This is a genomic window from Cupriavidus sp. FW305-27 (assembly GCF_058787995.1).
This window is the reverse complement of record NZ_JBYTAG010000017.1, coordinates 1-24,873: the sequence shown is the minus strand read 5'-3', so window position 1 is coordinate 24,873 and position 24,873 is coordinate 1. Positions and strand designations below refer to the sequence as shown.

The window sequence follows — 24,873 nt, the reverse complement described above, 5'->3', positions numbered from 1 at the left end:
TTCTAGCAGCGCACTTCGCGTCCCAAAGGGAAACGGACCGCCAGGGGCGGTCCGTTCTTGCGTGCGTTGTGCGGTTATCGCACTAGTCCGCCGGACTAGCCGGCGTAAGCCATGGCGCGGCGATACCACTCATGGAAATGCTGCATGCCGTCTTCCATCGGCGACTGGTACGGCCCGACTTCGCTGGTGCCGCGCTTGAGCAGCGCCAGCCGGCCGGCATCCATGCGTTCGGCGATCTCGTCGTCCTCGATGCAGGTTTCCATGTAGGCGGCGCGCTCGGCCTCGACGAACTCGCGCTCGAACAGCGCGATTTCCTCGGGGTAGTAGAACTCCACCACATTGCGCGTCTTGCGCGGGCCGACCGGGTGCAGCGTCGAGATCACCAGCACGTTGGGGTACCACTCCACCATGATGTTGGGGTAGTAGGTCAGCCAGATCGCGCCGTGCTTGGGCAGCACGCCGTCGTTGAAGCGCAGCACCGCGTCGTGCCATTTCTGGTAGGTCGGGCTGCCGGGGCGCTTCAGGCCGGCATGCAGGCCCACGGTCTGCACGCTGTGCCACTCGCCGAACTCCCACTTGAGGTCGTCGCACGAGACGAAGCTGCCCAGCCCCGGGTGGAACGGCACGACGTGGTAGTCCTCCAGGTAGACCTCGATAAAGGTCTTCCAGTTGTAGTCGCACTCGTGCACCTCGACGTGGTCCAGCATGTAGCCGTCGAAGTTCAGGTCCTGGGCCACGCCCAGCCTGGCCAGGTCGGCGCGCACGTCGCGCTTGCCGTCGAACAGCAGCCCGTTCCAGTTCTGCAGCGGCGAGCGCTTCAGGTGCAGGCAGGGTTGCTTGTCGAAATGCGGCGCGCCGAGCAGCTCGCCCTTCAGGTCGTAGGTCCAGCGGTGCAGGGGGCAGACGATGTTCTGCGCATTGCCGCGGCCGTTGAGCATGATGGCCTGGCGGTGGCGGCAGACGTTGGACATCAGTTCGATGCCGGCGGCGTTGCGTACCAGCATGCGGCCTTCGTCCTCTGCCCTGAGCGTGTGGTAGTCGCCGACTTCCGGAACCATCAGCTCGTGGCCGATATAGCCCGGGCCATTCCTGAACAGCAGTTCGAGTTCTTGTTGATGCAGCGCTTCGTCGAAATAGACGCCGACGGGCAGTTGCGAATCAGCCGGCGCCAGGTTGAGCGCGGTGCTGAGATTGGACATTATCCCCACTCCCAGATGAACAGGTGAAAGCAGTGAACAACCCAACCATCGAAAATTGAATCGATTTGGGAAAGACTTCCGCCAGGTCGGCAAGGTCCGGTAGCCCCCTGGCGGCGAGGGGGAGATTGTACCCGACCCAAAAAGTTAAGGGACTGATTTTTTTGCCTTTTTAGCGAAAAAGTCGACCCGGGTCGTCATCGGGGTGCCGTACCGGGCGCATTCGGAAAGACGACCCGAGCGCACAAGTCACTTCTGTGGTTTGTGCACCCCGATAGGTCCACGCCGACCGTGCGCAAGGATGGGGCAAGCTCCCGCTTTGGCGTAAAATCCGGGCTTCCCCATCCGGGTTTCCCCCGGGGTCCTTGATTCCAGGTCCTGATATGCCAAAAACGACGACCGCTCCGGTCCAGACCGACAACACCGCCGACACCAGCGCATCGGCGCCGCCCGCTTCCTACGAAGCGGCGATGGCCGAGCTGGAAACGCTGGTGGCCAGCATGGAAAGCGGCGAACTGCCGCTGGAGGCATCGCTGGCGGCCTACCGCCGCGGCGCCGAGCTGGTGCGCTACTGCCAGCAGAAGCTGGAGCGGGTCGAGCAGCAGGTCCGCGTGCTGGAAGGTGACGTGCTCAAGCCGCTGGCCGGCGAGGGCAATGGCGCCAACGGTGCGCTGGGGGCGGACGAGGCATGAGTGACTTTGCCCAATGGATGCAGGCCCAGGGCGCCCGCACCGAGGCCGCCCTACAGGCGGCGCTGCCCGCTGCCGAGACCGTGCCGCATACGCTGCACGAAGCCATGCGCTATGCTGCACTGAGCGGCGGCAAGCGCGTGCGGCCGCTGCTGGTGCATGCCGCCGGCGAGGTCAGCGGGGCGGCTCCGGCCGCCTGCGACGCGGCGGCCTGTGCGGTGGAGATGATCCACGCCTATTCGCTGGTGCACGACGACATGCCCTGCATGGACGACGACGACCTGCGCCGCGGCCGGCCCACCGTGCACAAGGCCTATGACGAGGCCACCGCATTGCTGGTTGGCGACGCGCTGCAGACCCAGGCCTTTATCGTGCTGGCCGGCGCCGGGGCGATCGCGCCCGCGGCGCGGCTGCAGCTGGTGGCCGAGCTGGCGCTGGCGTCGGGCTCGACCGGAATGGCCGGCGGCCAGGCGATCGACCTGCAGAACGTGGGCCGCGCCATGACGCGCGAGGCGCTCGAGGCCATGCATCGCATGAAGACCGGCGCGCTGTTGCGCGCCAGTGTGCGCATGGGTGCGCTATGTGGTGAAATCGACGCCGAGGGCCTGGCCGCGCTGGATCGCTATGCGGCGGCAGTGGGATTGGCGTTCCAGGTGGTTGACGATATTCTGGACGTCACTGCCGATACCGCCACGCTGGGCAAGACCGCCGGCAAGGACGCCGCCCATGACAAGCCGACCTATGTGTCGCTGATGGGGCTTGACCCGGCACGCGCACTGGCCGGGACGCTGCGCGCCGACGCACACGAGGCGCTGGCCGGCTTTGGCGAGCGCGCGGACCGCCTGCGGGACCTGGCGGACCTGATCGTGCTGCGCACACACTAAACAGAGAGCCGGCCGAACGGACATCATGACCTACGCACTCCTCAACAAGATTGACGCCCCCGCAGACCTGCGCAAGCTCGACCGGCGTGAGCTCCGGACCCTGGCGGACGAACTGCGCGCCTATGTGCTGGAGTCGGTCTCGCAGACCGGCGGCCACCTGTCGTCCAACCTGGGCACGGTCGAGCTGACCATCGCGCTGCACTATGTCTTCAACACCCCGGACGACCGGCTGGTGTGGGACGTGGGCCACCAGAGCTACCCGCACAAGATCCTGACCGGACGCCGCGAGCGCATGGGCACGCTGCGCCAGTGGGGCGGCATCTCTGGCTTCCCGCGCCGCAGCGAGAGCGAATACGACACCTTCGGCACGGCGCATTCGTCGACCTCGATCTCGGCCGCGCTGGGCATGGCGCTCGGTGCGCGCACGCTGGGCGAGAAGCGCGTCTCGGTGGCGGTGATCGGCGACGGCGCCATGACTGCGGGCATGGCCTTCGAGGCCCTGAACAACGCCGGCGTCTACAAGGACCTGCCGCTGGTGGTGGTGCTCAACGACAACGACATGTCGATCTCGCCGCCGGTGGGCGCGCTCAACCGCCACCTGGCGCGGCTCTTGAGCGGCCAGTTCTACGCGGCCACCAAGAAGGGCATCGAGAAGGTCCTGTCGGTGGCGCCGCCGGTGCTGGAGTTCGCCAAGCGCTTCGAGGAACATGCCAAGGGCATGATGGTGCCGGCCACGCTGTTCGAGGAATTCGGCTTCAACTACATCGGCCCGATCGACGGCCACGACCTGAACTCGCTGGTGCCGACGCTGCAGAATATCCGCGAGCGCGCGCTCGAGGGCGCCGGCCCGCAGTTCCTGCACGTGGTGACCAAGAAGGGCCAGGGCTACAAGCTGGCCGAGGCCGACCCGATCCTCTACCACGGCCCGGGCAAGTTCAACCCGGCCGAGGGCATCCGCCCGGCGGCCAAGCCGGCGCGCAAGACCTACACGCAGGTGTTCGGCGACTGGCTGTGCGACATGGCCGCGGCCGACAAGCGCCTGGTCGGCATTACCCCGGCGATGCGCGAGGGCTCGGGCATGGTCGAGTTCGAGCGGCGCTTCCCGGACCGCTACTACGACGTGGGCATCGCCGAGCAGCACGCCGTGACCTTTGCCGGCGGCCTGGCCTGCGAGGGTCTCAAGCCGGTGGTGGCGATCTACTCGACCTTCCTGCAGCGCGGCTACGACCAGCTGATCCACGACGTGGCGCTGCAGAACCTGCCGGTGGTGTTCGCGCTGGACCGTGCCGGCCTGGTCGGCGCCGACGGCGCCACGCACGCGGGTGCCTACGATATCGCCTACCTGCGCTGCATCCCAAACATGATGGTGATGACGCCGTCCGACGAGAACGAGTGCCGTCAGCTGCTGACCACGGCGTTCCACCAGGCGTGCCCGAGCGCCGTGCGCTATCCGCGCGGCTCCGGCCCGGGCGCGGCCATTGCCGCCGAGCTCACCACTGTGCCGGTCGGCAAGGGCGTGATGCGCCGCGAGGGAGGTGCGCGCGCGGGGCATCGCGTGGGCTTCCTGGCGTTCGGCTCGATGGTGCACCCGGCCCTGGGTGCCGCCGAGGCGCTGGATGCCGCGGTCGCCGACATGCGTTTCGTCAAGCCGCTCGACGTGGAGCTGGTCAAGCGCCTGGCCGCGGAGAACGACTACCTGGTGACCGTGGAAGAGGGCAGCGTGATGGGCGGCGCCGGCAGCGCCGTGCTGGAGGCACTGGCCGAGGCCGGCATCGACAAGCCGGTGCTGACGCTGGGCCTGCCCGACCGCTTCGTCGACCACGGCGACCCGGCCTATCTGCTGCAGCAATGCGGCCTGGATGCGGCCGGCATCGAGCGCTCGGTGCGCGAGCGCTTCGGGCTGGACCAGCCCAAGGTCACGGTCGCCTCGCGCGTGGCCTGATCACCTGCTGTCCCGAAGGGGATTCGGCCCTCGCACCACGAGTGCGTCCGAATTCCCTTAAACTCCCCTTTTTTGTGTTCGCAGCTGCGGGCCGGCGTGCCACTTGCCGGATCCCGTGGTTTCACACTCGTTGCGCGGCATGGATGGACTGCGAAATTGCCGCGACCGTAAGGGCTCGTGCCGTCCCCCTTGGGCGCGACCCTGGAGGAAACCGTAGATGAATGACATCAATCCCGCCTTCGTCATGCCCGACGTCCAGTCGAGCCCCGACACCCGCCAGATCCCCATCCAGCGTGTCGGTGTCAAAGGCGTGCGTTACCCCGTGACCCTGAAGACCCCGGCCGGCATCATGCCGAGCGTGGGCACCTTCAATCTCGACGTGCACCTGCCGGCGGACCAGAAGGGCACGCATATGTCGCGCTTCGTCGCGCTGCTGGAAGAAGAGCGCGCACCGCTGGAGCTGTCCAGCTTCCGGCTGATGCTGGACAAGATGCTGGAAAAGCTGGAAGCCGAGGCCGGCCGCATCGAGGTCACCTTCCCGTACTTCATCAGCAAGACCGCGCCTGTGTCGGGCGTGGAGTCGCTGCTGGACTACGAGGTCACGCTGACCGGCGAAGTGCGCGACGGCGCCGCGCGCGTGTTCCTGAAGGCGCTGGTGCCGGTGACCAGCCTGTGCCCGTGCTCGAAGAAGATCTCGCAGTACGGCGCGCACAACCAGCGTTCGCATATCACCATGAACGTGGAACTGGCCGGCGAGCTGCCGGTGGAAGCGCTGGTGCGCATGGCCGAGGAAGAGGCCTCGTGCGAGCTGTGGGGCCTGCTCAAGCGCCCCGACGAGAAGTTCGTCACCGAGCGCGCCTATGAGAACCCCAAGTTCGTCGAGGACCTGGTGCGCGATATCGCCATGCGCCTGAATGCGGATGATCGCATCGTGGCCTATGTGCTGGAGGCGGAGAACTTTGAGTCGATCCACAACCACAGCGCGTATGCGGTGATCGAGCGGGACAAGCGGGTCGACTGACCGCGTTGTCGCTGCAATAGAAATAGCCACCGCATGCGGTGGCTATTTTTTTGGTCCGGTTCAGGCCGCCGAAGGCAGGCGGATATCCGCCAGGTCCCAGCGCGGCGTCACGCCGTAGCCATACTCGTGCCGCGCCAGTTCGGGCGCTGCCTGCAGCCGCATGGCGCCGGCAAACGCGATCATCGCGCCGTTGTCGGTGCAGAACGCCAAATCCGGGTAATACACGTCGATCTTGCGCTGCTTGCCCATCTGGTCCAGCCGCTCGCGCAACTGGCGGTTGGCACCCACGCCTCCCGCCACCACCAGCCGCTTGTGGCCGGTCTGCTTGAGCGCTGCCATCGACTTGGCGGCCAGCACGTCGACAATGGCATCGACAAAGGCGCGCGCCAGGTTGGCGCGATCCTGCTCGCAGGTGTTGGCGAGCTTGCGTGTTTGCGTCAGTACCGCGGTCTTCAGTCCGGCGAAGGAGAAATCCAGGTTGCCCGAATGCAGCATCGGCCGCGGCAGCGCAAAGGCGCCGGGGATACCGAATTCGGCCAGCCGCGACACTTCGGGGCCGCCCGGATAGCCCAGGCCCAGCAGCTTGGCGGTCTTGTCGAAGGCTTCGCCGGCGGCGTCGTCCAGGGTTTCGCCCAGCAGCGTGTAGTCGCCGATGCCGCGCACTTCCATCAACTGCGTATGCCCGCCCGACACCAGCAGCGCCACGAACGGGAAGGGCGGCGGCTCGCGCGTGAGCAGCGGCGACAGCAGGTGGCCTTCCAGGTGGTGCACGCCCACCATCGGCACGTTCAGCGCAAAGCCCAGTGCATTGGCCACCGAGGCGCCCACCAGCAGTGCGCCGGCCAGCCCGGGGCCCTGGGTGAAGGCGATGGCGTCGATGTCCTGGCGGGTACGGCCGGCATCGGCCAGCACCTGCTCCAGCAGCGGCAGCACGCGGCGGATATGGTCGCGCGACGCCAGTTCCGGCACCACGCCGCCGTAGTCGCGGTGCATGGCGATCTGCGAGTGCAGCGCGTGCGCGAGCAGGCCGGCGCCGGTGTCATAGAGGGCGAGGCCGGTTTCGTCGCAGGAGGATTCGATGCCGAGGACAAGCATGGGAAGCGCATAGGGCCGCCTCCGGTCAGGGAAACGGCTGTCGAAACAACAGGTTGCAGGAAGCGCGCAGGGTAGCACAGCAGCGCGCGGCGTGCTTTTCGCTACAATCTGCCCTTTCTCTGGCGGTGGCAATACACATGGATGCGCGAGGCGTGCAATGAGCGGGGCAACATCGGCCCGGACGGGCCGGTATGACGTGGCCGTGCTGGGTGCGGGCGCGGCCGGCATGATGTGTGCCGCCGTGGCCGGCCAGAACGGCGCGCGCGTGGTGCTGATCGACCATGCCACCAAGCTTGCCGAGAAGATCCGCATCTCGGGCGGCGGGCGCTGCAATTTCACCAACCTGCAGGCCGGGCCCGCCAACTACCTGTCGTCCAATCCGCACTTCTGCCGCTCGGCGCTGGCGCGCTACACGCCGCAGGATTTCCTTGGCCTGATGCGCCGCTACGGCATCGACTGGCACGAGAAACATCGTGGCCAGCTGTTCTGCAACGACAGCGCCGAAGACGTGATCGCCATGCTGCGCGCCGAATGCGACACCGGCCATGTGCGCTGGCACACCGGCTGCAGCGTGGCCGAGGTCCGGCGCGAGGGCGACGACTTCCTGCTGCTCACCGCTACCGGCACGGTGCGGGCCGGGGCGCTGGTGGTGGCCACCGGCGGCCTGTCGATCCCCAAGATCGGTGCCACCGACTTTGGCTATCGCATCGCCCGGCAGTTCGGGCTGGGCATCGTCGAAACCCGGCCGGCGCTGGTGCCGCTGACCTTCGATGGCAAGGACTGGGTGCCGTTCGCGCCGCTGGCCGGCGTGTCGCTGGAGGTGGATATCGCCACCGGCAACGGCAAGGCGGCCGGAGCCTTCCGCGAAGACCTGCTGTGGACCCATCGCGGCCTGTCCGGACCCGCCGTGCTGCAGATTTCCAGCTACTGGCGTCCCGGCACGCCGATCGCCATCGACCTGTTTGATGGCGAGGATGCCGCCGCCTGGCTGCTCGAGCAGAAGGCCGGCAGCCGCAAGCACCTGGGCAACCTGCTGGCGCAACGGTTGCCGGCGCGGCTGGCCGATGCCTGGTGCGCGGCCTCGGGCGTGGATGCCGCCATGCCGCTGCATGATGTGACCGACAAGGCCCTGCGCAAGCTTGGCGCCACGCTCAACGGCTGGCGCATCGTGCCGTCGGGCACCGAGGGCTACCGCAAGGCCGAGGTCACGCTTGGCGGGGTCGACACGCGGGCGCTGTCGTCAACCACCATGATGGCGCGCGAGGTGCCGGGCCTGTATTTCATCGGCGAGGTGGTGGACGTGACCGGCTGGCTGGGCGGCTACAACTTCCAGTGGGCGTGGGCGTCCGCGGTGGCGGCGGGGCAGGCCGCGGCTGAGGCATCGCGCACCGCTTCGGCAGGGCAATCGGTAGCCCAAGGGTAGACTGGCGAGAGCTGGAAGGGCGGTGGGCGGCACTCGGCAAGTGTCCGTTGCACGCCACTTCCGCGCTCGATTGTTGGTGCTACAATCCAGAACTTCGTAGAGCCGCTTATCCCGAAAATTCTCATTTTCTGGCCAAATGACCACGATCCGTCTCAAGGAAAACGAGCCTTTTGAAGTTGCCATGCGCCGTTTCAAGCGCACCATCGAGAAGAACGGGCTGCTCCCGGAATTGCGGGCACGCGAGTTTTACGAAAAGCCCACCGCCGCGCGCAAGCGCAGGAAGGCAGCCGCCGAAAAGCGCCATTACAAGCGCATCCGCAGCCAGATGCTGCCGAAGAAACTGTACTGACCCCGGCGCTCCCGCTTGTATCCGACCCGCTGTGGCCTACGCTTCGGCGGGTTTTTGCATTCTGGGCCTTGCAGCGGGCGGTCATCGCCGCCACCTGTGAGTGTCCACCCACTTTCTGGAAGATCACGATGTCCCTCAAAGCCCGTATCAGCGAAGACATGAAGACCGCCATGCGCGCGCGCGAAACGGAGCGCCTCGGCACCATCCGCCTGCTGCTGGCCGCCATCAAGCAGCGCGAGGTCGATGAGCGCGTGGAACTGGACGATACCGCCGTGCTGGCCGTGGTCGAGAAGCTGATCAAGCAGCGCAAGGATTCGATCTCGCAGTTCCGGCAGGCGGGCCGCAATGACCTGGCAGACAAGGAGTCGGCGGAAGTCGAAGTGCTGCAGGCCTACATGCCCGCAGCACTGTCGGACGAGGAAGTCGCCGCCGAGGTCCAGCAGGCCGTTGCCGCCACTGGTGCCGCCGGTCCGCAGGACATGGGCAAGGTCATGGGCGTGCTCAAGGGCAAGCTGGCCGGCCGTGCCGACATGACCGCCGTATCGGCCCTGGTCAAGGCGGCACTTGCAGCAAAGTAAATACTGATTTAATCGGTTGCTGGCAAGATAAGCACCGGATCCGCGTGGTTCGGTGCAGTTGCACGGAGATGTCACGTAGTCCGGGCGGCCCTATCACGCTGCACTACAATATTCCGATAGCAGCCGGGCGCCGCACCGGTCACGCATTCCTAAAAGAAGCCGCCCGCCGCGGGACGGCCATGCCTCAGGACGGTCAGTCGGGTGATTCCGCAATCCTTTATTCAGGACCTGCTCAACCGTGTCGACATTGTCGATGTGGTGGGCAAGTATGTGCAGCTGAAGAAGGGCGGCGCCAATTTCATGGGGCTGTGCCCCTTCCATAACGAGAAATCGCCGTCATTCACGGTGTCGCCGACCAAGCAGTTCTACCACTGCTTCGGATGTGGCGCCCACGGCTCGGCCATCGGCTTCCTGATGGAGTTTTCCGGCCAGTCCTACCCGGAAGCGGTGCGCGAGCTGGCCCAGTCGGTCGGCATGAGCGTGCCGGAAGAGCGCGACCGTCTGCCGCCCGGGCAGCGCGCGGAGCAGCAGGCCCGTTCGGTGGCGCTGTCCGACGCCATGACCCGCGCCACCGATTTCTACCGCCGCCAGCTGCGAAGCGCGCCGCAGGCGATCCAGTACCTGAAGGGCCGTGGCCTGACCGGCGAGATCGCCGCGAACTTTGGCCTGGGCTACGCGCCGGATGACTGGCAGGGCCTGGAGGCCGTATTCGGCAGCTATCGTGATGACAACGTGTCGGCGCCGCTGGTCGAGTGCGGCCTGCTGATCGAAAGCGACAAGCGCGATGCGGACGGCAAGCCGCGCCGCTACGACCGCTTCCGCGACCGCATCATGTTCCCTATCCGCAACACCAAGGGGGCCGTGATCGGCTTCGGCGGGCGCGTGATGGGGCAGGGCGAGCCCAAGTACCTGAACTCGCCCGAGACTCCGCTGTTCAGCAAGGGCACGGAGCTGTACGGGCTGTTCGAGGCCCGTCACGCAATCCGGGAAACCGGCTACGTGCTGGTGGTCGAAGGGTATATGGACGTCGTGGCGCTGGCCCAGCTCGGTTTTGCCAATGCCGTTGCCACCCTGGGCACGGCGTGCACCCCTGTGCACGTGCAGAAGCTGCTGCGCCAGACCGACGCCGTGGTGTTCTCGTTCGACGGCGACTCTGCCGGGCGCCGCGCGGCCCGGCGCGCGCTGGAAGCCTGCCTGCCGCATGTGGCGGACAACAAGACCATCCGCTTCCTGTTCCTGCCGGCCGAGCATGATCCGGACAGCTATGTGCGCGAAGAGGGCACCGAGGCCTTTGCCACCCAGGTGCGCAACGCCATGCCGCTGTCGCGCTTCCTGCTGCAGTCGGTCACCGAAGACCTGGACCTGCGCCAGCCCGAGGGCCGCGCCCGGGCCCAGTACGAGGCCAAGCCGCTGCTGCAGGCCATGCCCGCCGGCGGCCTGAGGCTACAGATTGTGCGCGAACTTGCCGATGCCACGGGAACGACACCCGCGGAGATCGAAGCCATCTGCGGCCTGCGCAGCGACCCGGCCCGCGTCGGCCGCTTCGCCCAGCCGCGCCCGCGCACGCGCCGCCAGGCCCCGACCGGGCTGGAGCAGCGGGTGATCCAGCTGCTGATGTGCTATCCGGCACTGTCGGCGAGGCTGGACGAGGATGCGCGCGCGCTGCTGCTGGGCGGCGAGAGCAGCGACAGTGAAGTGCTGGCGCACCTGGTGGAGGCGTGCGACAGCGTGCAGGGCGAGGTCAATTTTGCGGCCTTCAGCGAACACCTGGCCCAGTCGCCCTATGCCGAGGTGTATGCCGTGGCGCGTGCCGCGGTGCTGCGAGAAGAGATCGAAGAGGCACCCGCAATACAGGATTTCGATGCGGCCATTACCAAGCTGCTGGCCGAGCCGCTGCGGCGCGAGCTCGACGGCCTGCAGGCGGAGGTAGTGGCCGGCACGGCCGATGAAGCGGCCAAGCAGCGCATGCGCTGGCTGGTGGGCGAAATCCACCGGCGGCGCCAACTTGGCTGAGGTGCCTGTGTGCGCCCTGGTCATCAACCAGGAGGTGGCAGTAAGCGTTGGATAAGGGACTGGGCCCGGCCCCGCCGAGCTTAAGCCTTGATTTTTCAGGTGAAAACCTCACCTGATAGGGAGCCGGCTATGCGTGGCGTGCTACAATAGCCGGTTTGGATTGCGAAATCTTTCTCTCCAGTTCTGGTGAAAGTGAGCGTGCCAATGGCAAAGGCCAAAGCAACCGAAAGGGTTACCTCTAAAGCTCCCCAATCAGGGAGCGGCAAGGCGTCTGTGAAAACAACGGCGGCGAAGACATCGACCGCGTCAGTCAAGACACCAGCCCGGTCTGCGCCATCAAAGTCCGTGCGTAGCGCGCAAGCGCCCGCCGTGACGACTCCCGCCAGGACTCGCACATCCGAAAAGACAAAGGCCTCGACTTCGGCACGCGAGAGCGGCAAGAGCGCCAGTACGAGCGGCAAGGTCGCCGCATCTGCACCAGTGAAAGGCAAGAGTATCACCGTGGCGAAACAGCAGAATACCGAAGTCGAGAGCAAGCGAGCGGCAGCCGCCGGCGCCAAGAGTGGGGAAGCCAAGGCTGGCACCACCACTACGGCAACCAAGGCGCGTGCCGCGACACCTGCATCCGTTGCATCCGAGCGTCCCGCTGCGCCGGCAATCAAGCCGGAGCCGAAAAAGCGTGGCCGCAAGCCCAAGGCCGAGATGCAGCACGACGACAGCACAACAGACGACGTGACTGAAGAGTTTTACGAGAACGATGCGCGCCCGGCGGCAACCCCGGCCGCGGCGCCGAAGACCGAAAAGCAGAAAGCCAAGGACCGCAAGGCCAAGGAAAAGGCCCTGCTCAAGGAGTTCGCCTCGACCCAGCAGGGTACCGAGGAAGAGCTTGAGCTGCGTCGCCAGAAACTCAAGGCGCTGATCAAGCTGGGCAAGTCGCGCGGCTACCTGACCTACGCGGAAATCAACGATCACCTGCCGGACGACATGGTCGATTCGGAAACGATCGACACGCTGGTCGCCACGCTGAACGACATCGGCATCGCTGTCTACGAACAGGCGCCGGATGCCGAGACGCTGCTGCTCAACGACAACGCCCCGTCCGCCACCAGCGAGGAAGAAGCCGAGGAAGAGGCCGAAGCGGCCCTGTCCACGGTGGACTCCGAGTTCGGCCGCACCACCGACCCGGTGCGCATGTACATGCGCGAAATGGGCACGGTCGAGCTGCTCACGCGCGAAGGCGAAATCGAGATCGCCAAGCGCATCGAGGCCGGCCTGAAGGACATGGTGATGGCGATTTCGGCTTGCCCGGTCACCATCTCCGAGATCCTGGCCCATGCCGAGCGCGTGGCCAACGACGAGATCAAGATCGACGAATTCGTCGACGGCCTGATCGACCCGAACGCCGACGAAGCCCCGGAAGCGCCCGCAGCCCCGGCTGCAGCGGCCGACGACGAGGATATCGAGTCCGACGACGAAGAGGAAGGCGACGAGGACGATGACGACGAAGGCGGCGCCGGCGCCGGTGCCTCCGCGCGCCAGCTGGAAGAACTGAAGCAGAACGCGCTGGAGAAATTCCGCGTGATCGCCGAGCAGTTCGACAAGATGCGCCGCGCGTTCGAAAAGGAAGGCTACAACTCCAAGCCCTACGTCAAGGCGCAGGAAGCCATCCAGGCCGAGCTGATGGGCATCCGCTTCACCGCCCGCAATGTCGAGCGCCTGTGCGACACGCTGCGCGGCCAGGTCGACGAAGTGCGCAAGCTCGAACGCTCGATCCTGAACATCGTGGTCGACAAGTGCGGCATGCCGCGCTCGGAATTCGTCGCCCGCTTCCCGGGCAACGAGACCAACCTCGAGTGGGTCCACACCATCGTCGCCGACGGCAAGGGCTACAGCACCATCGTCGAGCGCAACGTGCCGGCCGTGCATGAGCTGCAGCAGAAGCTGATCGACCTGCAGTCGCGCGTGGTGCTGCCGCTGAAGGAACTGAAGGGCGTCAACCGCAAGATGGCCGAGGGCGAGCGTCGTGCCCGCGAAGCCAAGCGCGAGATGACCGAGGCCAACCTGCGTCTGGTGATTTCGATCGCCAAGAAGTACACGAATCGCGGCCTGCAGTTCCTCGACCTGATCCAGGAAGGCAACATCGGCCTGATGAAGGCGGTGGACAAGTTCGAATACCGCCGCGGCTACAAGTTCTCGACCTACGCCACGTGGTGGATCCGCCAGGCCATCACGCGCTCGATCGCCGACCAGGCGCGCACCATCCGTATCCCGGTGCACATGATCGAGACCATCAACAAGATGAACCGCATCTCGCGCCAGATCCTGCAGGAAACCGGCAACGAGCCGGATCCGGCAACGCTGGCCGAGAAGATGGAGATGCCGGAAGACAAGATCCGCAAGATCATGAAGATCGCCAAAGAGCCGATCTCCATGGAAACGCCGATCGGTGACGACGACGACTCCCATCTGGGCGACTTCATCGAGGACACCAACACGCTGGCCCCGGCCGAAGCCGCGCTGCACGGCTCCATGCGCGACGTCGTCAAGGACGTGCTGGACTCGCTCACGCCGCGCGAAGCCAAGGTGCTGCGCATGCGCTTCGGCATCGAAATGAGCACCGACCACACGCTGGAAGAGGTCGGCAAGCAGTTCGACGTCACGCGTGAACGGATCCGCCAGATCGAGGCCAAGGCACTGCGCAAGCTGCGCCACCCGAGCCGCTCGGACAAGCTGAAGAGCTTCCTGGAAGGCAACTAAACGCTTCCAAGGGCCTCTAGCTCATGCCTGGTTAGAGCAGCGGACTCATAATCCGTTGGTGCCGTGTTCGACTCACGGGAGGCCCACCAATGTGAAAAAGGACTGCAGGTTGATACCTGCAGTCCTTTTTTTTGCCTCGAACTACCGCTCAATCCTGCGCCGTCACCATCCCCATCGCCGGATCGCTAACCGTATGCCTGCCGTTCTCCACCCGCCCCGCAAAGCGGCGATAGAACGCCGGGTCGCTGTCGCACGTCACCGCGAAGTCATACCACTGCCCGCTTTCCTCCAGCGACCAATGCACGGACTTGCTGTCATTGGCGCCGACAGTGACCGGCCACGGGCCATCGGTTCGGTACGCGAGCGCCTGGATGCTGAAGTGGCAGGCCTTGCGGCCGGCGTTGATCAGGTCGACATAGACGTCGCCATTGGCAATGTCGTAGCAGACGCGGATCTCCGGTGCGATGCCGGTGTCGCCGATGCGGTTGGTATCGCCGCGGAAATGGCGGTGGAAGCCGTTGGGGCCCAGTACCCACAGGTCGTATTGCCCGGCGTTGTCCTGGAACACGTTCCAGGTGTCGCTCAGGGACTTGCGGGCTTCCACGACATAGCGGCGCGGAATGCGGCCCAGCTGGTAGCGGTCGTAGACGTGGAACACCGCGGCTTGCGTGCCGGTGTTGGCGAATACCAGTTCGACCTGCCCCACGGCGCTGCAGCGCGCGCTGGTGTGCAGCTCGTACGGCAGCGCGCGTGACGGGCGGGTGCCGGTGGCTTGCAGCGGCAATTGCATGTCGACCGGCAGCGGCACCGCGGGCAGTGCCTGCTGGGCCTGGCGCAGCTGGTCGGCGCCGCTGCGCGTGGTGCGGCCACTCAGCGTGGGCAGGGCTTCCGAGTTGGGCGTCTTGAAGTTGAACGCGCTGGTCAGGTCGCCGCAGACGGCACGGCGGAACGGGCTGATGTTGGGTTCGGCCACGCCGAACCGCGCTTCCAGGAAGCGCAGCACGGAGGTATGGTCGAACACCTGGGAATTGATCCAGCCGCCGCGGCTCCACGGCGAGATCGCGTAAAGCGGCACGCGCGGCCCGGGACCGTAGACGCGGCCGTCAGCAGCGGGCTGGGTCCGGCTGCCCGGTGGCGGCGGATGGTTGAAGTATTCGGCCTGCATCTCGGCATCGCTCAGCGTCGCCTTGCCGGCCAGCGTCTTGTCGGGGTTCACCGACGGCGCCGAGGGGGAGGGGACGTGGTCGAAGTAGCCGTCGTTCTCGTCGAAGTTGACCAGCAGCACGGTCTTGCTCCAGACCTCGGGCACGGCGGTCAGCGCGTCCAGCACTTCCTGCAGGAACCACGCGCCCTGAACCGGGCTGGACGGGCCGGGATGCTCGCAGTAGATCGACGGCGCATTGATCCACGATACCTGCGGCAGCCTGCCTTCCTTGATGTCGCGGCGGAAGGCGTCGAGGTATTCCTCGGGTCTGGTGCCGGGCAGGGTGTTGGCCACGCCCTTGTACAGCGGATTGGCGGCATTGTCGGTGGCCGCATCGTAGGCGTGGTACGGCAGTGGCTGGCCGGTGTTGGCATAGGGCGCGCCCGGCGCGCCGCCGCTGGATACCGGAAAGCCCGAGGCCAGGTTGGCCTTGCGGAACTGCTGGAACGCGCCCAGCATGTTGTCGCCCCATTCGTCCGGCATGTTCTGGTAGCAGATCCAGCTGATGCCGGCTGCTTCCAGCCGCTCGGCATAGGTCTTCCAGGTGTAGCCGGTGTTGGCCGAGGCGGGCAGGCCGTCGATCGCGTCCCACTCATTGTTGACGAAGGCGACGTTGGCTGCGGTCGGGCCGTTGGTGCCGGTCAGGTGGAATGAACGGTTCGCGTCAGTGCCCGTATGCATCGAGCAGTGGTACGCGTCGCACAGCGTAAACGCATTGGCCAGTGCGAACTGGAACGGGATCTCCTTCTCCTTGAAGTAGCCCATCGAGGTATTGGTCTTGTACGTCGGCCAACTGGCCATGCGGCCGTGGTCCCAGGCCTGCTGGCTGTCCACCCACGCATGCGGCGTGCCGGCCGCGCGCTGCGCGTTGTTGTTGGTGCCATCCAGGTGATACGGGGTCAGCACGGCGCCGTTGGAGCGCTGTTGCTGCCATACCTTGCGCGCATTGGGCAGCGGGATGGTGAAGCGGTCGCCGAACCCGCGCACACCCTTGAGCGTGCCGAAGTAGTGGTCGAAGGAACGGTTCTCCTGCATCAGGATCACCACATGCTCGACATCCTTGATGGTGCCGGTGGCATTGTTGGCCGGGATGGCCAGGGCCTTGCGGATGCTGGGCGGGAACGCGGCCAGTGCGGCGGCGGCGAAGCCGGTGCCGGCTGCGGCTTGCAGGAAGTTGCGGCGAGAGACCATGGTCTTGTCGGATGGCGTCGGGACTTGCGTTGTCAGGGGGCGCAGCGAATCACGGGGTCGGGCCGCTGGTCCGGCTTCTTGCCGGGCTGTTCCGGTTGTGCGTTCGGCGTGACAGTCGCACTCGGCGACAGGTTGCCGCCGCCGTCATCGCCACCGCATGCGGTGAGCAATGCCGCCGCGATCAGGGTCGTGGCCAGGGTTCTTGGAAGTTTGCAGGGGAGCATCGGGTTCGCCTGGCTGGGTGGGTGTGGCGGCTGCTGGGAGCCGGAGCCAGGCGAGTGTAGGAAGGCGGGGTGACGTGTCGATGACAGAATGTCCAACGCCTATCGGTGCCGACCGTCGGGCGGACGGCAGGCAGGATGGCTACTTCCAGAAGCCCGCGTGCGGTGCCGCGGCTTCGTCCTCGAGCACCGGCCCGACCACATCCACCTGGCGCTGCCCGCGCGCGAACACTTCGCGGCAAGGCAGCGAGAGGGTGGGGTTCTCCGGGTGGTCGCCGGTCAGGCCCAGCAGCTTGTGTTCTGACAGCGCATAGACCACGCGCCCGATGCCGGTCCAGTAGATCGCGCCGGCGCACATGCAGCATGGCTCCGCGCTGGTGTAGAGGGTGCAGTCGGCCAGTTGCTCCGGCGGCAGCGCACGCGCGGCCTGCGCGGCGGCGACCAGTTCGGCGTGCTGGGTCGGGTCGCCCTCCGGCGGCATCGAGTTGTTGCCGGCGCTGGCGATGATGTTGCCGGCCTGGTCGGCCACCAGCGCGGCGAACGGATGGCGGCCGCGAGCCCTGGATGCATCGGACAGCGCGATCGACTGGCGCAGCAGTTCCAGGTCGAGCGGCGACAGTTCAGCGCCGTACGGGTCTGTGATTCGGGTCATGCTTGGGGTCTCCGGTTGGGGAAAGGGATCAGGGCGTGCTGCAGGCCGAAGCTCGCCAGCTGGCGCAGCGGCAGGATTTCATCGACCGGGTGTACCGGTGTCGGGGTCTTCATGGGCTTGTCTCCTTTTTCGATGGAAGCCGCTTCCGCCTCTGGCAGGGCGGATTGGGCAGCGCCGGCCGGGATTGCCGGGATTTGTGATCCCTCGGCCGTTGCGGCATCATCTCCGCAACTTCATCGGTACAACAAATCAATACCTATCGATCCAGTCGATGGGTCGCGGGAGGGTGGCCATGCGTTTTTCGCTGGACCAGTTGCAGGTATTCGCACTGGTGGTTGAGACAGGCTCCTTTTCCGCTGCCGCGCGGCGCCTGGGCAAGACCCAGTCCACGGTCAGTGCGGCGGTGGCCAACCTGGAGATCGACCTCGGCGTGCCGCTGTTCGACCGCAGCAGCCGCAATCCGGCGCTGACCGGGGCCGGCCGCAAGCTGCTGACCGAGGCCGAAGCCGTGCTGGAGCGTTGCCTGTCGCTGCAGGCCCATGCCGCCAGCCTGGCCGATGCCAACCCGCCCGGGCTGACGCTGGCGATCGAAATCCCGTACCACGCGGTGATGCCGGTGCTGGCCGAATTCGAGCGGGAGTTTCCGTATGTCGACCTGACCATTCGCAATCCGGTCTACGGCGATGTCAGCGAACTGGTGCTGCAGGGCGAGGCCGAGCTCGGCATCGCCTTCGCGCAGCCGCACTACGCGCCGGAACTGGCCTTCGTGCAGTTGGGCAAGCTGATAATGGTGCATGTGGTGCACCCGGGACACCCGCTGGCCGGGCGCGAACAGGTCTCGTTTGCCGACCTGCACGCCTATCGGCGCCTGGCCTTCAGCGCGCATGCCGACAAGCTGCCCACCAGCGAATACCTGCGCGCGGCGCGGGTGTGGCGCGCCGAAAGCTACCTGGCGCTGGTCGAAATGGTGAAAAGCGGGCTGGGCTGGGCCACACTGCCGCGGCAACTGGTGCGCGCGGCGCTGGAGCGCGGCGAACTGGTGGAACTGGACCTGGCGGCCTATCCGTACACGGACTGGCTGGTCAGCGTCGACCTGATCTGGGCGAAGTCGGGCCGGCCGCAGGGCCGGGCCGAGCAGTGGCTACGGCAGCGCTTCCGGGAAAACATGGTGTTCGAGGTCGACCGGCGCGGGCAGCGGACCACCCGCTGAGGGCGCGGCGATGGACTATGGTAGTCATCGCGCGTTTGATCCGATTCGCACGATTCAATCTGACCAGGAGTGAAGCCCATGTCCTATATCGACGGATTTGTACTGGCCGTTCCCCAGGCCACTCGCGAGACCTATCGCCAGGTGGCGCAGAAGGCAGCCGCGGTGTTCAAGGAGCACGGCGCGCTGAAGGTGGTGGAATGCTGGGGTGACGATGTGCCGGAAGGCAAGGTCACGTCCTTTACGATGGCGGTGCAGCGCAAGGAGGATGAGGCGGTGGTGTTCTCGTGGATCCTGTGGCCGTCACGCGAGAAGCGCGACACTGGCATGAAGGCGGCGATGGCCGACCCGCGCCTGAAGGAAGGCATGGATCCGATGCCGTTCGACGGCCAGCGGATGATCTTTGGCGGCTTCGAGGTGATTGTCGACGAGTAAGCGCGCCGGGCGCCGGCGTGGCAGCGCCGGCGCGCAGCAAGCGAGTTCAGATCAGGTGGAAGACCATGCCCAGGGCAATCGCGCCACCCAGGGTTTCCACTGCTGCGAGGGCGAGAAGGTTCTTCAGTACGAAAGCGTCTTCTTTCTTCGTCACCATGGTCTGTCTCCCGGTCATTGGACTTGTTCTGAGGCACCATCGGCTGCGGCGATCCGGCGTTTGCGGTGCCAGGCCGTCGATGTGAGTCCAGTAGACCGCATCCGGACGTTGGCCGGAAGCTGGCGAAAACCCGCTCGGCGAAAACCCGGATTCCTTCAGGAATGTGACAGGGCCATGATTGACAGGCTTCGCAGGGCGCGTTTGCGGCCTGCCGGCAACGCGGCATGGCAATGGCCCACATTTGGGGGATGTCCGCCGTGGCGCGATGCGCCAGGATCAAGGCGTGGGTGGTCGAGCAGATTGCCCCGCTACCATTTGAGCCCCGCTGCCTCCCTGGCATGCGGGGCTTTTCTACATGGGCCGCGGGCGCCTCAGCGCGCCTGCAGGATGGTTTCGATGCGGGCGGCGGCCTCGCGCAGCGGCCCCAGGAAGCGCGTCTCCAGCTGGGCCTGGTCGCGGCTGCCCAGCACCATGCTGAAGCCCAGCCCGGCCACCGCCTTGCCGGCCTGGTCGCGCAACGGCACCGAGATCCCGGCGTAGCCGTCCACCAGCTCGCTCACCAGCACACAGTAGCCGTCGGTGCGCACCTGCCGCAGCGTGCGCGCCAGCGCCGTGCGCGAGCTGACCGTGAACGGCGTCAGCTTGCGCAGCGTGGCGCCTGCCAGGTAGGCCTCGAGCGCGTCATCGTCGAGGCCGGCCAGCAGCACGCGGCCAAGCGAATGCGCATAGGCCGGCATGCGCCGTCCCAGCGCCATGTCCACGCGCAGCAGCTGGCGCGGCTCCTCGCGCGCCACCAGCACCACGGATTCCGCATCGAGCACGCCCACCGAGCAGCTTTCGCCCAGGGACTCGCACAGCCCCTGCAGGTAGGGCCGCGCCACCTGCGGCAGGCTCATCGAGGCAAAGTAGGCATAGCCGAGCTCCATCACCCGCGGCGTCAGCGCAAAGTGGCGGCCGTCCTGCGCCACGTAGCCGTTGTGCTCCAGGGTCAGCAGCAGCCGGCGCGCGGCGGCGCGGGTCACGTCGAGCTGCTCGGCGACGTCCTGCATGGTCAGGCGTTCCGCGCCGCCGGCGAACAGGCGCAGCAGCGCCAGGCCCTTGCTCAGCGATTCCAGCAGTTCGTCTTTCTTGGCGGCTTCGGCTTGCGGCATTTCGGCTTAATACGGGGAAATGGAGGGGAGATCATATGGTTCTCCATGCCGCGCCGGACTTGCGCCAGCGGCCGGCATGTCCGTATGATAGCGTTTTCCGAACAAATGTTCGCAAAACAAAATTCACGGAAAAACGTGCCGCCACCGATGCGGGACGGCACAACGAAACCGGAGACAGCAATGAAGGTGATCACCGCACGCGAAGCGGCGGCACTGGTGCAGGACGGCTGGACCGTGGCCAGCGCGGGCTTTGTCGGCGCCGGCCATGCCGAGGCCGTGACCGAGGCGCTGGAGCAGCGCTTCCTGCAGAGCGGGCTGCCGCGCGACCTGACGCTGGTGTACTCGGCCGGGCAGGGCGACCGCGGCGCGCGCGGCGTGAACCACTTCGGCAATGCCGGCATGACCGCCAGCATCGTCGGCGGCCACTGGCGCTCGGCCACGCGGCTGGCCACGCTGGCCATGGCCGAGCAGTGCGAGGGCTACAACCTGCCGCAGGGCGTGCTGACGCACCTATACCGCGCCATCGCCGGCGGCAAGCCCGGCGTGATGACCAAGATCGGCCTGCACACCTTCGTCGACCCGCGCACCGCGCAGGATGCGCGCTACCACGGCGGCGCCGTCAACGAGCGCGCGCGCCAGGCCATTGCCGAGGGCAAGGCATGCTGGGTCGATGCGGTCGACTTCCGCGGCGACGAATACCTGTTCTACCCGAGCTTCCCGATCCACTGCGCGCTGATCCGCTGCACCGCGGCCGACGCCCGCGGCAACCTCAGCACCCATCGCGAAGCCTTCCACCATGAGCTGCTGGCGATGGCGCAGGCGGCCCACAACTCGGGCGGCATCGTGATCGCGCAGGTGGAAAGCCTGGTCGACCACCACGAGATCCTGCAGGCCATCCACGTGCCCGGCATCCTGGTCGACTACGTGGTGGTCTGCGACAACCCCGCCAACCACCAGATGACGTTTGCCGAATCCTACAACCCGGCCTACGTGACGCCATGGCAGGGCGAGGCAGCAGTGGCCGAAGCGGAAGCGGCGCCGGTGGCTGCCGGCCCGCTCGACGCGCGCACCATCGTGCAGCGCCGTGCGGTGATGGAACTGGCGCGCCGTGCGCCGCGCGTGGTCAACCTGGGCGTGGGCATGCCGGCAGCGGTCGGCATGCTGGCGCACCAGGCCGGGCTGGACGGCTTCACGCTGACCGTCGAGGCCGGCCCCATCGGCGGCACGCCCGCGGATGGCCTCAGCTTCGGTGCCTCGGCCTACCCGGAGGCGGTGGTGGATCAGCCCGCGCAGTTCGATTTCTACGAGGGCGGCGGCATCGACCTGGCCATCCTCGGCCTGGCCGAGCTGGATGGCCACGGCAACGTCAATGTCAGCAAGTTCGGCGAAGGCGAGGGCGCATCGATTGCCGGCGTCGGCGGCTTTATCAACATCACGCAGAGCGCGCGCGCGGTGGTGTTCATGGGCACGCTGACGGCGGGCGGGCTGGAAGTCCGCGCCGGCGACGGCGGCCTGCAGATCGTGCGCGAAGGCCGCGTGAAGAAGATCGTGCCTGAGGTGTCGCACCTGAGCTTCAACGGGCCCTATGTGGCGTCGCTCGGCATCCCGGTGCTGTACATCACCGAGCGCGCGGTGTTCGAGATGCGCGCTGGCGCAGACGGCGAAGCCCGCCTCACGCTGGTCGAGATCGCCCCCGGCGTGGACCTGCAGCGCGACGTGCTCGACCAGTGCTCGACGCCCATCGCCGTTGCGCAGGACCTGCGCGAAATGGATGCGCGGCTGTTCCAGGCCGGGCCCCTGCACCTGTAATCCTGTCATTCGCGGCCGGCCGGGCAAGCACCGCCGCCATATGCATCAGTCAGACGGGCCGGCCATGACCGGTTCGCGAGGAGGCTCGCCACGATCTGTCATGACATTACTGAACCGCTGTCGCTTCATCCCACGACATCTTCAAGGACTTCACGCCAATCGGCGCGGCCTATGACCTGCCCATCGTGATGGTGGTCAACCCGCAGGCGATGCCGGACGTGACCAGCCTGCAGCAGTACATCGCCAAGGCCAAGGCCAAGCCCGGCGCGCTGAACTACACCAGCGCCGGCAATGGCAGCTTCGGCCACCTGTCGACCGAGCTGCTGAAGAACCTGGGCCACTTCGACGTGCAGCACGTGCCGTACAAGGGCAGCGCGCCCGCCATCTCCGACCTGCTGGCCGGCCAGGTGCCGATGATGTTCTCGGACATGATCGCCGCGCTGCCGCACATCAAGGCCGGCAAGCTGCGCCCGATCGCGGTGGGCTCGGCCAAGCGCGTGAGTTTCACGCCCGACGTCAAGACGGTGGCCGAGCAGGGCTTCCCGGGCTTCGACGCCACTGCCTGGGGCGGCCTGCTGGCGCCGGCCGGCACACCCACGGAGGTGGTGGCCACGCTGTCGGCCGAGCTGAAGAAGGCGCTGGCCGATCCGGGCGTGCAGCAGAAGATGCTGGGCGCCGGCACGGTGGCCGCCTATATGCCGCCCGAGCAGCTGGCCGCGCGCATGAAGGCCGACTACAGCAAGTGGGGCAAGGTGATCCAGGACAACGGCATCCGTGGCGACTGAGTGATTCGGATGCCGCTCAGGTGGCCCGTCTGAAGCTCAGGCGGGCTGCTGCCCTTGCGCCTGGCTGGCCGGCAGCGCCGGCAAGGGCAGCGCCGGCTGGCAGGCGGCCGCGGCCAGGCCAAGGAACTGGCTGGAGGTGCGCAGGAACTGCTGGCAGGTCTGGCGGAAAAGCTCGAAGTCCATGTAGGTCTCGGTGAGTTGGGGTGGCGCGGTCCGGCCGTGGCCGCCGCGCCGCCGGCATCTTGCGTGGTGGATATGACAGTTTCTTGAAATCCCGCCAGCCTGTGCCGCCATCTGTCGCGCCAGTCGCACGGCGCTGCCAGAATGCCCACTGTGCTGGCAGAGGTGCTAAAATCTAAGTCTTTGATTCTCTTGGCCAAATGCTGCAGCCAGCATGGCCGTGCCGGAACCCTCCCGGCGCCAGGCGAGAGTCAGGGCGAGATGAGTTCCAGACGCGTATCCGTTTGTGCCGGGTTCGCCTCCCGCCAGACACCGATACCCATGACCACTACGAACGCACCAGAAGCCACTACCGCGGGGCAGACCGCCGTGCAGACATTCGACAGCTTTGGCCTGGACGCGCGCATCCTGCGCGCCTTGTCCGAGCAGGGCTACACCACGCCCACCCCGATCCAGGCACAGGCCATCCCGGTCGTGCTGATAGGCAAGGACATGATGGGCGCCGCGCAGACCGGCACCGGCAAGACCGCGGGCTTCGCGCTGCCGATCATCCAGCGCCTGCTGCCGCTGGCCAATGCCAGCGCCTCGCCGGCGCGCCACCCGGTGCGCGCGCTGATGCTGACCCCCACGCGCGAACTGGCCGACCAGGTCTATGACAACGTCGCGCGCTACGCCAAGCACACCGACCTGCGCAGCACCGTGGTGTTCGGCGGCGTCGACATGAACCCGCAGACCGACGCCCTGCGCCGCGGCGTGGAGATCCTGGTGGCAACGCCCGGCCGCCTGCTGGACCACGTGCAGCAGAAGTCGGTCAACCTGTCGCAGGTGCAGATGCTGGTGCTGGACGAAGCCGACCGCATGCTCGACATGGGCTTCCTGCCGGACCTGCAGCGCATCATCAACCTGCTGCCGGCGCATCGCCAGACGCTGCTGTTCTCGGCTACGTTCTCGCCGGAAATCAAGCGGCTTGCCTCCAGCTACCTGAAGCACCCGGTCACGATCGAAGTGGCACGCAGCAACTCGACCAACGAGAACGTGCGCCAGATGGTGTACCTGGTCGAAGACGGCCACAAGCAGGCGGCGGTTGTGCACCTGCTCAAGCAGCGCGCCGAGCAGGGGCTGTCGCGCCAGTGCATCGTCTTCGTCAACAGCAAGATCGGCTGCTCGCGCCTGGCGCGCCATTTGGAGCGCGAGGGCATCAACGCCGCCGCCATCCACGGCGACAAGACCCAGACCGAGCGCATGCAGACGCTGGAAGGGTTCAAGAGCGGCACCATCGACGCGCTGGTCGCCACCGACGTGGCCGCGCGCGGGCTGGATATTCCCGACATGCCGTGCGTGGTCAACTTCGACGTGCCGTACAGCGCCGAAGACTATGTGCACCGCATCGGCCGTACCGGCCGGGCCGGCGCCAGTGGCGATGCGCTGTCGATCTACGTGCCGGGCAATGACGAGCGCCTGCTGTCCGATATCGAGAAGCTGATCAAGCGCAGCATCCCGCGCGGCAAGCTGGAAGGCTTCGACCCGACCGGCGAGCGCGCCCGCCAGGGCGATACCGAGCGCCGCCGCGAGCGTAGCGACGTGCGTCGCGCGCGCGGCAACGGCGAGGGCGAAGAGCGTCCGCGCCGCCACGAGCACAGCGCCAACCGCCAGGTGTTCCGTGCCTCGGATGATCCGTTCTTCTCGCGCCCGTACGAGCCCAGCGCCGCCAGCGTCGCCCAGGCCAAGGCGGCCGATGAAGTGGCTGCCGCGCTGAGCCGCGGCCGCCAGGCGCCCAAGCGGCCGGTGGCTGCCCTGCTGGGCGGCGTGCCGCGCAAGTCCTGATCTGATCCTGCCGTAGCTGAAAATGGCCCGCCTTGAACTGCACCCCAAAAGTTGGACGTTGATCCAATCTTTGGGGTGTTTTTCATGACGAAGTACGACGAGGCGTTCAA

General features: G+C 66.7%; 20 protein-coding genes, 1 tRNA gene and 1 pseudogene. 15 read left to right on the top strand and 7 right to left on the bottom strand.

Annotated features, from left to right (window positions below; genetic code table 11):
- Nucleotides 1-95 precede the first annotated feature (95 nt).
- Entirely contained in the window at nucleotides 96-1,199 is a 1,104-nt protein-coding gene (locus AC3WRI_RS10720) for an aromatic ring-hydroxylating oxygenase subunit alpha (protein ID WP_035815796.1), read from the bottom strand.
- 380 nt (nucleotides 1,200-1,579) lie between these two features.
- Between AC3WRI_RS10720 and AC3WRI_RS10715 the strand changes: the two genes are divergently transcribed.
- The 4 genes from AC3WRI_RS10715 to folE2 all read left to right on the top strand — a co-directional run bounded on the left by AC3WRI_RS10715 (nucleotide 1,580) and on the right by folE2 (nucleotide 5,732).
- Nucleotides 1,580-1,888: an exodeoxyribonuclease VII small subunit gene (locus AC3WRI_RS10715; RefSeq protein WP_010813643.1), complete on the top strand. Its 309-nt coding sequence runs from the start codon at nucleotides 1,580-1,582 to the stop codon at nucleotides 1,886-1,888.
- A complete protein-coding gene (locus AC3WRI_RS10710) occupies nucleotides 1,885-2,769 on the top strand; it encodes a polyprenyl synthetase family protein (protein ID WP_010813642.1) in 885 nt (294 codons plus the stop codon). The genes AC3WRI_RS10715 and AC3WRI_RS10710 overlap by 4 nt, the downstream gene beginning before the upstream one ends.
- 25 nt (nucleotides 2,770-2,794) lie before the next feature.
- Nucleotides 2,795-4,711: a 1-deoxy-D-xylulose-5-phosphate synthase gene (gene dxs, locus AC3WRI_RS10705; RefSeq protein ID WP_010813641.1), complete on the top strand. Its 1,917-nt coding sequence runs from the start codon at nucleotides 2,795-2,797 to the stop codon at nucleotides 4,709-4,711.
- A gap of 217 nt (nucleotides 4,712-4,928) precedes the next feature.
- Nucleotides 4,929-5,732 carry a GTP cyclohydrolase FolE2 gene (gene folE2, locus AC3WRI_RS10700; protein WP_010813640.1) on the top strand — a complete coding sequence of 268 codons (804 nt, stop codon included), beginning with the start codon at nucleotides 4,929-4,931 and terminating at the stop codon, nucleotides 5,730-5,732.
- 60 nt (nucleotides 5,733-5,792) lie between these two features.
- Here folE2 and tsaD read toward each other — a convergent pair whose 3' ends face one another.
- A complete protein-coding gene (tsaD, locus tag AC3WRI_RS10695) occupies nucleotides 5,793-6,827 on the bottom strand; it encodes a tRNA (adenosine(37)-N6)-threonylcarbamoyltransferase complex transferase subunit TsaD (protein ID WP_010813639.1) in 1,035 nt (344 codons plus the stop codon).
- Between the two features lie 157 nt (nucleotides 6,828-6,984).
- Between tsaD and AC3WRI_RS10690 the strand changes: the two genes are divergently transcribed.
- From AC3WRI_RS10690 to dnaG, 4 genes are all read left to right on the top strand, one after another.
- Complete coding sequence (locus AC3WRI_RS10690; protein ID WP_010813638.1) at nucleotides 6,985-8,250, top strand: BaiN/RdsA family NAD(P)/FAD-dependent oxidoreductase; 1,266 nt, start codon at nucleotides 6,985-6,987, stop codon at nucleotides 8,248-8,250.
- Nucleotides 8,251-8,386: 136 nt separating this feature from the next.
- Nucleotides 8,387-8,599, top strand: a complete 213-nt coding sequence (rpsU, locus tag AC3WRI_RS10685) for a 30S ribosomal protein S21 (RefSeq protein WP_010813637.1) — start codon at nucleotides 8,387-8,389, stop codon at nucleotides 8,597-8,599.
- A 128-nt stretch (nucleotides 8,600-8,727) separates the two neighbouring features.
- Nucleotides 8,728-9,177 carry a GatB/YqeY domain-containing protein gene (locus AC3WRI_RS10680; protein ID WP_010813636.1) on the top strand — a complete coding sequence of 150 codons (450 nt, stop codon included), beginning with the start codon at nucleotides 8,728-8,730 and terminating at the stop codon, nucleotides 9,175-9,177.
- Nucleotides 9,178-9,378: 201 nt separating this feature from the next.
- Entirely contained in the window at nucleotides 9,379-11,190 is a 1,812-nt protein-coding gene (gene dnaG, locus AC3WRI_RS10675; RefSeq protein ID WP_011615801.1) for a DNA primase, read from the top strand.
- Between the two features lie 95 nt (nucleotides 11,191-11,285).
- Here dnaG and AC3WRI_RS10670 read toward each other — a convergent pair whose 3' ends face one another.
- Entirely contained in the window at nucleotides 11,286-11,681 is a 396-nt protein-coding gene (locus tag AC3WRI_RS10670; RefSeq protein ID WP_231881360.1) for a hypothetical protein, read from the bottom strand.
- Here AC3WRI_RS10670 and rpoD point away from each other — a divergent pair.
- Complete coding sequence (rpoD, locus tag AC3WRI_RS10665) at nucleotides 11,671-13,947, top strand: RNA polymerase sigma factor RpoD (protein ID WP_037023603.1); 2,277 nt, start codon at nucleotides 11,671-11,673, stop codon at nucleotides 13,945-13,947. The two genes, AC3WRI_RS10670 and rpoD, sit on opposite strands and share 11 nt — an antisense overlap.
- A 10-nt stretch (nucleotides 13,948-13,957) precedes the next feature.
- Nucleotides 13,958-14,036, top strand: a tRNA-Ile gene (locus tag AC3WRI_RS10660).
- Between the two features lie 59 nt (nucleotides 14,037-14,095).
- Here the strand turns inward: AC3WRI_RS10660 and AC3WRI_RS10655 are convergent.
- Nucleotides 14,096-16,342, bottom strand: a complete 2,247-nt coding sequence (locus tag AC3WRI_RS10655) for a phosphocholine-specific phospholipase C (RefSeq protein ID WP_011615799.1) — start codon at nucleotides 16,340-16,342, stop codon at nucleotides 14,096-14,098.
- Nucleotides 16,343-16,705: 363 nt separating this feature from the next.
- On the bottom strand, nucleotides 16,706-17,215 hold the full coding sequence (locus AC3WRI_RS10650) for a nucleoside deaminase (protein WP_492293300.1): 510 nt from the start codon (nucleotides 17,213-17,215) through the stop codon (nucleotides 16,706-16,708).
- 292 nt (nucleotides 17,216-17,507) lie between these two features.
- On the opposite strand from AC3WRI_RS10650, the gene AC3WRI_RS10645 reads away from it, so the two are divergent.
- Both AC3WRI_RS10645 and AC3WRI_RS10640 read left to right on the top strand, forming a co-directional pair.
- A complete protein-coding gene (locus AC3WRI_RS10645) occupies nucleotides 17,508-18,425 on the top strand; it encodes a LysR family transcriptional regulator (protein WP_439670825.1) in 918 nt (305 codons plus the stop codon).
- Nucleotides 18,426-18,503: 78 nt separating this feature from the next.
- A complete protein-coding gene (locus AC3WRI_RS10640; protein WP_010813628.1) occupies nucleotides 18,504-18,857 on the top strand; it encodes a DUF1428 domain-containing protein in 354 nt (117 codons plus the stop codon).
- Between the two features lie 528 nt (nucleotides 18,858-19,385).
- On the opposite strand, the gene AC3WRI_RS10635 is transcribed toward AC3WRI_RS10640, so the two are convergent.
- The gene (locus AC3WRI_RS10635) at nucleotides 19,386-20,165 is read right to left on the bottom strand and encodes an IclR family transcriptional regulator domain-containing protein (RefSeq protein ID WP_454751402.1); all 780 of its coding nucleotides are present in this window, start codon (nucleotides 20,163-20,165) and stop codon (nucleotides 19,386-19,388) included.
- Nucleotides 20,166-20,345: 180 nt separating this feature from the next.
- Here AC3WRI_RS10635 and AC3WRI_RS10630 point away from each other — a divergent pair, with 180 nt between their 5' ends.
- A complete protein-coding gene (locus tag AC3WRI_RS10630; RefSeq protein ID WP_010813625.1) occupies nucleotides 20,346-21,974 on the top strand; it encodes an acyl CoA:acetate/3-ketoacid CoA transferase in 1,629 nt (542 codons plus the stop codon).
- Nucleotides 21,975-22,105: 131 nt separating this feature from the next.
- Nucleotides 22,106-22,759, top strand: a pseudogene (locus tag AC3WRI_RS10625) (tripartite tricarboxylate transporter substrate-binding protein); the annotation flags it as partial.
- A gap of 36 nt (nucleotides 22,760-22,795) precedes the next feature.
- Here the strand turns inward: AC3WRI_RS10625 and AC3WRI_RS10620 are convergent.
- Complete coding sequence (locus AC3WRI_RS10620) at nucleotides 22,796-22,942, bottom strand: hypothetical protein (RefSeq protein ID WP_010813624.1); 147 nt, start codon at nucleotides 22,940-22,942, stop codon at nucleotides 22,796-22,798.
- A gap of 318 nt (nucleotides 22,943-23,260) precedes the next feature.
- On the opposite strand from AC3WRI_RS10620, the gene AC3WRI_RS10615 reads away from it, so the two are divergent.
- A complete protein-coding gene (locus AC3WRI_RS10615) occupies nucleotides 23,261-24,763 on the top strand; it encodes a DEAD/DEAH box helicase (RefSeq protein WP_176844223.1) in 1,503 nt (500 codons plus the stop codon).
- Nucleotides 24,764-24,873: the final 110 nt, after the last annotated feature.